This is a genomic window from Streptomyces sp. NPDC054847, assembly GCF_053610925.1.
In genome coordinates this window covers 1-7,118 of record NZ_JBSGZJ010000372.1, presented here as the reverse complement: position 1 = coordinate 7,118, position 7,118 = coordinate 1, and the positions used below count along the sequence as shown (strand labels likewise).

Annotated in this window: 4 protein-coding genes; 2 read left to right on the top strand and 2 right to left on the bottom strand. The window is 70.9% G+C overall.

Translation table 11 applies throughout. The features are described 5' to 3' along the window. Positions 1-28: 28 nt before the first annotated feature. Positions 29-1,441, bottom strand: a complete 1,413-nt coding sequence (locus ACWGH4_RS27485) for a GH1 family beta-glucosidase (RefSeq protein ID WP_441264813.1) — start codon at positions 1,439-1,441, stop codon at positions 29-31. Between the two features lie 491 nt (positions 1,442-1,932). Here ACWGH4_RS27485 and ACWGH4_RS27480 point away from each other — a divergent pair, with 491 nt between their 5' ends. Then, positions 1,933-4,185 (top strand): glycoside hydrolase family 9 protein, encoded by a 2,253-nt coding sequence (locus ACWGH4_RS27480; RefSeq protein ID WP_453465687.1) that lies wholly within the window; start codon positions 1,933-1,935, stop codon positions 4,183-4,185. A gap of 99 nt (positions 4,186-4,284) precedes the next feature. On the opposite strand, the gene ACWGH4_RS27475 is transcribed toward ACWGH4_RS27480, so the two are convergent. Further along, on the bottom strand, positions 4,285-5,310 hold the full coding sequence (locus ACWGH4_RS27475) for a LacI family DNA-binding transcriptional regulator (RefSeq protein WP_364591648.1): 1,026 nt from the start codon (positions 5,308-5,310) through the stop codon (positions 4,285-4,287). A gap of 454 nt (positions 5,311-5,764) precedes the next feature. On the opposite strand from ACWGH4_RS27475, the gene ACWGH4_RS27470 reads away from it, so the two are divergent. Beyond that, on the top strand, positions 5,765-7,114 hold the full coding sequence (locus ACWGH4_RS27470) for an ABC transporter substrate-binding protein (RefSeq protein ID WP_453465684.1): 1,350 nt from the start codon (positions 5,765-5,767) through the stop codon (positions 7,112-7,114). Positions 7,115-7,118 lie beyond the last annotated feature (4 nt).

Here is a 7,118-nt window from a genome sequence, read left to right as displayed (position 1 = left end):
TTCCCGTGCCGCGGCACGGGAACGGCTGTCAGTCGGGGAGGCCGCCGGCGACGGCGACGTTCCCGTACCAGAGGGCGCTCTGCTTCGGAGTGCGCCGCTGCGTCTCGAAGTCCACACGCACGATGCCGAACCGCATCCCGTAGCCCTCGGCCCACTCGAAGTTGTCGAGCAGCGACCACAGGAAGTAGCCCCGGACGTCGGCCCCTTCCTCGATGGCCCGGTGGACCGCCCGCAGATGGCCGTCGATGTAGGCGATCCGGTCCGTGTCGTCGATCCGGCCGTCGGCGTCGACGGTGTCGTCGAACGCCGCGCCGTTCTCGGTGATGTACATGGCCAGGCCGGGATGGTCCTGGCTGATCCGGACCAGCTGCCGGCGCAGGCCGTCGGAGTCGATCTCCCAGCCGATGCCGGTCCTCGGCAGACCGCGGTCGAGGAAGCGCACGTCCTCGGCGCCGGGCCACGGTGACGGGCCGGAGGGCTCGCCGCCGCCGGCGACCCGGTAGGACGTGTAGTAGTTGACGCCGAGGAAGTCGACCGGCGCCCCGATGATCTTCTCGTCCTCCGGCTCGATGTGGCCGGTGCCGCACACCCGCTCGAAGTGCTCCCGCACGTCCGCCGGGTACGCGCCCTCCACCACCGGGTCGAGGAAGAGACGGTTCTGGAGCAGGTCGATGCGGTGGGCGGCGTCCAGGTCGGCGCTGCTCTCCGTATCGGCGTCCACGGGATAGAAGTTGAGCGTGATCCCGACCTCGGCGTCGGGCGCCGCGGCGCGCACCGCGGGGACCGCGAGGCCGTGGCCGAGCAGCAGGTGGTGGGCGGCGATCAGCGAACCGGCCGGGTCGACGGCGCCGGGCGCGTGGATGCCGTTGCCGTAACCGAGGAAGGCCGCGCACCACGGCTCGTTGAGCGTGCCCCACAGCTTCACGCGGTCGCCGAGCGCCTCGCTCACCAGCTGGGCGTACTCGGCGAACCGGAAGGCCGTGTCGCGGTTCCGCCAGCCGCCCTCGTCCTCCAGGGCCTGGGGGAGGTCCCAGTGGTAGAGCGTGAGGGCGGGCCGGATGTTCTTCTCCAGCAGGGAGTCGACCAGCCTGCTGTAGAAGTCCAGGCCCCGGGCGTCGGCCGGGCCGCGCCCGTCCGGCTGGATGCGCGGCCAGGCCACGGAGAACCGGTAACCACCCATGCCCAGTTCGGACATCAGGGCGACGTCCTGCTCGTAGCGCGCGTAATGGTCGGCGGCCACGTCGCCGTTGTGGCCGTTGGCCACCTTGCCCGGCGTGCGGGAGAACGTGTCCCAGATCGACGCTCCACGGCCGTCCTGGCTCACCGCGCCTTCGATCTGGTACGCGGACGTGGCCACTCCCCACAGGAATCCCGGTGGAAAGGCCGATGCGGCCGGCGGGCGCGTGAGCCCTGCGGGAACCGGATCGTTCTCTGCGGTCATCGTCATCCTCTGATCGGTCGATCGCCGGTCGGCCGCGGGGCGCCCGCGGCCACCGGGCACGAACTGGGTGGAGCTGCTGAGAGCGCTCCCGCTCCGGCGACCGGCAGCTCTGCGGCGGGGCAGGCGAAAGACCAGAGCTGTTCGTCAGCCGGAATGGGAGCGCTCCCATGAGATTCGGTCAGCGGGCGCGGGTTGTCAAGAGTGCGGGGTTCTGCCGCGGTCATTGACATGGGCCGCGGGAGCCGCTTCATTGGTCCGCGGCGCCGCACAAGTGGTGCCGGCCCTCTTTTTCGTGTCCGGTCGTGAAGGGCCGGGTTCCCGTGAGGGTCGCGGCGCCTGCATGGGAGCGCTCCCGTCCATCTTCGTCCGACCGCCTTGACTCGGCCGGCGAGGTGTCTTTGATGGGAGCGCTCCCGATGCTGCGTCGCGAAGAGCCGCCGTGAACCATCCGCACGCGTTCGCTTCCGTCCCCCACCCAGGAGGCCCGTACGATGCCCCGCGCCCCGCACCCGCGACCACGACGCCTCGGCCGTTCCCGCGCGGCAGCCGCCCTCGCGGCCGCGCTCACCGCCACCCTCTTCGCTCCGGCCTCAGGAGTCGCGGCGGAGACAGCGGCCCCCGCGGCGACGGCCGGCGGCGACCCGAGTCCCGTCCGCGTCAACCAGGTCGGCTACCTCACCGCGGCCGACAAGGTCGCCACCGTCGTGGCCGCCTCGATGTCGCCGCTCTCCTGGCAGCTGCGAGGCGCCGGGGACAACGCGGTCGTCGCCTCCGGCACCACCCGTGTGCACGGCAGCGATCCCGCCTCCGGCGACCATGTGCACCAGGCGGACTTCTCCTCGGTCACCCGCGCCGGCGACTACCGCCTCAGCGTCGACGGCGCCGGATCCAGCGTGGCCTTCACCATCCAGGACAAGGCCCTCTATCCCCAGCTGGGCCGCGAGGCCATGCAGTACTTCTACTTCCACCGCATGGGCACCACGGTCGAGGGCCAGTACCTCCAGCACGGCGCCCACGCCCATGCCGCGCTCCACCCCGGCGACAGCTCCGTGCCCTGCTACAACGCCTGGTGCGGCGGCGAGCGGCTGAACGCCGCCGGCTCCTGGGCCGACGCCGGCGACTTCGGCATCTACCCCGTCAACCACGCCATCTCCGCCTGGACGCTGCTCAACCTCTATGAGCGCGACCCCGCGGCCTACGGCGACGGCAGCCTGCCCGTTCCCGAGCGCGGCAACGGCCGTCCCGACATCCTCGACGAGGTCGAGTACGGCTCGCGCTTCATGGCGGGGATGCTGCCCTCCACGGGCCTCGCTTCCCACAAGGTGCACAACCACACCTGGAGCGCCTTCCCCGTCACCGACATCGGCGCGGAGAACGCCCTCGCCCGCTCCGCCATGCCGCCGTCCACCAACGCCACCTACGCGGTCGCCCGCACGAACGCCCAGCTCGCCCGGGTGCTGCGGCAGTACGACCCCGCCCGCTCGGACGCTCTCTGGGCGAGCGCCAGGACCGCCTGGCAGCGCGCGGAGGCCATGCCCGACGTCGACTACGCGGTCGACTCGGACGCGGAGGGCGGCGGCGACTACCCCGACACCAGGAACAGCGACGACCGGTACGCCGCGGCGGCCGAGCTCTATCTGACCGCCCACCGGCGCGCCGACGGCTCGGCCGCCGGCTACCGCTCCGCCGTCACCGGATCGCCCCACTACGGTCAGGTCGCCCAGTTCGACTGGGCGGAGGTCGCCACAGCGGGAACGCTCTCCCTGCTGACCGTCGCGGCCGACCTGCCCGCCGCCGACATCGCCAGGATGCGCGGAAACCTGACGGCCTTCGCCGACTCGGTCGTCACCACGCTGAACGCCGAGGGCTACCCGGCCCTCATCCCCGGCTCCGCGAAGTACCCCTGGGGCTCCAACTCCTTCATCGCCAACCGGATGCTGCTCCTCGGCACCGCCCACGACCTGACCGACGACGTCCGGTACCTGAAGGCCATGCACCGCGCCATGGACTACCTCATGGGCAACAACGCGATGCGCCTGTCCTACATCACGGGCTACGGGGAGTACGCGGAGACCGATCTGCACGACCGGCTCGCCTGGGGCGCGTACCCCCGTACTCCCTATCCGAAGGGCTGGCTTTCCGGCGGGCCCAACAACGAGAACATCAACGACCCGGCGACGCCCACCGGGAGGCCGGCCGCGAAGTCCTACGCCGGTCCGGACACCGCGCCGGAGGCCTGGGGCTCCAAGGAGAACACCATCAACTGGAACGCGCCGCTCGCGTGGACGGCGACGTACCTCGACCGCACGGCGGACCGGCTCGCGGACGGCGGCCCGGGCCCGCAGCCGGAGGAGTCCCTGCTCTCCCAGGGCCGCCCCGCGTGGGCGTCGTCCTCGGAGAACAGCGGGCTCGCGCCCGGGCAGGCGGTCGACGGCCGCGACGACACCCGCTGGAGCAGCGCCTTCCAGGACCACCAGTGGATCACGGTCGACCTCGGGTCGTCCCGCACCGTCTCGCGCCTGACGCTCAAGTGGGAGGCGGCGTACGCCAGATCGTTCACGGTCCAGGTCTCCGACGACCCAGGCTTCGGCACCTCGAGGGGGCTGCACGCGACGACCTCGTCGACGGGCGGCACACAGCAGCTCGCCGTCGCGGGTCAGGGGCGCTACGTCAGGCTGCTGGGCCGGGTCCGGGCCACCCCGTACGGCATCTCGCTCCACGAGTTCCAGGTCCACGGCCGCTGAGCGGAACGGGCCTTGTCCGCAAGGGGCGTCGACACGCCCCGGCCGGCAGGTCCCCAGGACGCCGCGCGGCCGATGCGGGGCGGCCTGCGGGCCGGCCCGTCAGGCCGTGTCCCGGCGCACCAGCTCGGTGCGCACCACCACGTTCCGCCAGGCCGCGCCGGGGGCGGCCATCTGGTCGAGGAGGACGCCGACCATGGTGCGGCCCATCTCCTCGACCGGCTGCCGGACGGTGGTCAGCTGCGGGTCGGTGTGCTGGGCGAGCGGGGAGTCGTCGAAGCCGATGACGGCCACGTCGTCGGGCACCCGGCGCCCCGCCGCGCGCAGCGTGTGCAGGGCGCCGGCGGCCATCACGTCGGAGGCGGCGAACACGGCGTCGAGGTCCGGGTGGAGCCGCAGCAGCTCCGCCATGGCGTGACGGCCGCTCTCCTCGGTGAAGTCGCCCGCGGCCACCCAGGAGGGGTCGAAGTCCTCGCAGGCTCCGCGGACCGCCTCCTCGTAACCGCGCAGCCGGCACTGGGCCACGTACATGTCCGCGCGGCCCGTGATGGTGACGATCTTGCGGCGGCCGGTCGAGGCCAGGTGGCGCACGGCGATCCGGGCCCCTCCGGCGTTGTCGGAGTCGACGTAGGAGACCGTCTCGTCGCTGCTGCGGCGGCCGCCGAGGACGGTGGGCATGTCCATCTCGGAGAGCAGGTCCGGCAGGGGGTCGTCACGGTGCACGGAGACGAGCAGCACGCCGTCGATCCGGCGGGCCTTCGCGTACTGGAGGAACCGGGCGCGTTCACGCTCCGTGCGCACCAGGGTCAGCAGCAGCTGGAGCTCCGTGTCCGCGAGGCCCATCCCGACGCCGTGGATGATCTCGGAGAAGTAGGGCTCGGTGAAGAACCGCTTCTCGGTCTCCGGAATGACCAGGGCCACGGCGTCGGTGCGGCTGCCGGCGAGGGCGCGGGCCGCGTGGTTCGGGATGTAGCCGAGCTCGGCGATGGCCTGCTCCACGGCGTGCCGGGTCGAGTCGCGCACGCCGGGCGACTTGTTGATCACTCGGGAGACGGTGCCCCGCCCGACGCCGGCCAGGGCGGCGACCTGCTCGAGTGTGGGCTGGCCGAAACGGCCCCGTGCTGCCATGCGTGACCTCCGGAGGGGGTGGTGCGGTATCCGTCGATTCTCCCTGGAGACCATGGTGACAGAGCGTTCGGGAGCGCTCCCATTATTGATCCATCCGCTCCGGCTTGTCGAGGAGCGCCGGCCGGGGGGAGCCGTGCCACGGGCGGTGCTGGCACGGGGCGGCCCATTTGGATCGATTGGGGGTCTTTGGCCGCACTGAAAGGGGGAGATTCTCACGCCGGCGACATCTCGGAGCAATAAAGCTCTGCTGCCCGACCTTGACAGAGGGTGTCGTCGCCGCGAAGCTTTCGAACCAAGCAGTAGTGGGAGCGCTCCCACTTGCCCGCCGGCCCGCTCGGGCCTGCCCTTGCACCGCTTCCTCCACTTCCCCTCTTGTGGACGGTCCTGTTCGCCGTCAGCCCCACTCTGTCGCTCTGGGCCCGCCACCAGCCGAAAACAGTCGTAGGAGCCTCGAATGCGCATAACTTCCGGTGACGTCCCGCGCAGACGCCGCGCAGTCACCCTCACCACCGCGGGTCTGCTGTCCCTCGGCCTCCTCGTGACCGGATGCGGCGGCTCCGGGGGCGACGAGAGCAACGAGGGCTCGGGCGGCGGAACGATCACCCTCCGTGTGGGCACGTTCGGATCGTTCGGCTTCGACAACAAGACCGGCGCCAAGCTCTACGCCGAGTACGAGAAGCTGAACCCCGGCATCAAGATCGAAGAGACGAACGTCGCCGACGGCCAGAAGTACTGGGACGCGCTGAAGCTGCGGCTCTCGCAGGGCAGCGGGCTCGCCGACATCCAGGCCATCGAGGTCGGTTACATCGCGGAGGCCACCGGCGAGGCGATGTCCGGGAAGTTCGTCGATCTGGGCAAGACCGAAGGCGTCGACACCTCGAAGTTCCTCGACTGGAAGGTCAAGCAGGCCACCGCCCCGAACGGCTCGACCGTCGCACTGGGCACCGACATCGGCCCGATGGGCATCTGCTACCGCAAGGACCTCTTCGAGAAGGCGGGGCTGCCCACCGACCGTGAAGAGGTCGGCAAGCTGTGGGCGGGCGACTGGGCCAAGTTCATCGAGCAGGGCGAGAAGTACAAGGCCAAGGCGCCGGCGGGCACCGCGTTCCACGACTCGGCGAGCGGTCTGTTCAACGCCGTCGTCTCCAGCCAGCCGGACCAGTACTCCGGTGAGGACGGCAAGCTGCGCTGGGAGAGCAGCCTCGGCGTGATGAAGGCCTGGGACACCGCCGTCAAGGCCGCACAGGGTGGACTCACCGCCAAGCTGCGGCAGTTCGACGAGAAGGGCACCTGGAACGCGGCCTTCAAGAACTCCAAGTTCGCCACCGTCGCCTGTCCTTCCTGGATGACCGGCATCATCAAGGACCAGGCCGGCCCGGCGAACAAGGGCAAGTGGGACATCGCCCAGGCGCCCGTCCCGGCGAACTGGGGCGGCTCCTTCCTCGCCGTGCCCAAGGCGGGCAAGCACACCGCCGAGGCCGCGAAGCTCGCCGCCTGGCTGACCGCGCCCGAGCAGCAGGCCAAGGTCTTCGCCGTGAACGGCAACATCCCCTCGACCACGGACGGCCTCAAGTCCGAGACCGTGCAGAACGCCCAGCCGGAGTACTTCCCCGGCGTCCCGGTCGGCAAGATCTACTCCGAGGCCGCCCAGCAGATCAAGCCCGCCCCGATCGGCCGCTGGGACGGACAGGTGAAGACCTTCCTGACGGACAACGGAATCCTCGACATCGAAACGCGTGGAACCTCGCCCGAGAAGGCCTGGAACAACGTGAAGAAGCTGGTCGACGACAAGATCGACCAGTAGTCGC

What these genes read in the sequence shown, in the direction of transcription:
- ACWGH4_RS27485 (WP_441264813.1), bottom strand. Translation starts at nt 1,441, where the DNA reads ATGACCGCAGAGAACGATCCGGTTCCCGCAGGGCTCACGCGCCCGCCG.
- ACWGH4_RS27470 (WP_453465684.1), top strand. Translation starts at nt 5,765, where the DNA reads ATGCGCATAACTTCCGGTGACGTCCCGCGCAGACGCCGCGCAGTCACC.
- ACWGH4_RS27480 (WP_453465687.1), top strand. Translation starts at nt 1,933, where the DNA reads ATGCCCCGCGCCCCGCACCCGCGACCACGACGCCTCGGCCGTTCCCGC.
- ACWGH4_RS27475 (WP_364591648.1), bottom strand. Translation starts at nt 5,310, where the DNA reads ATGGCAGCACGGGGCCGTTTCGGCCAGCCCACACTCGAGCAGGTCGCC.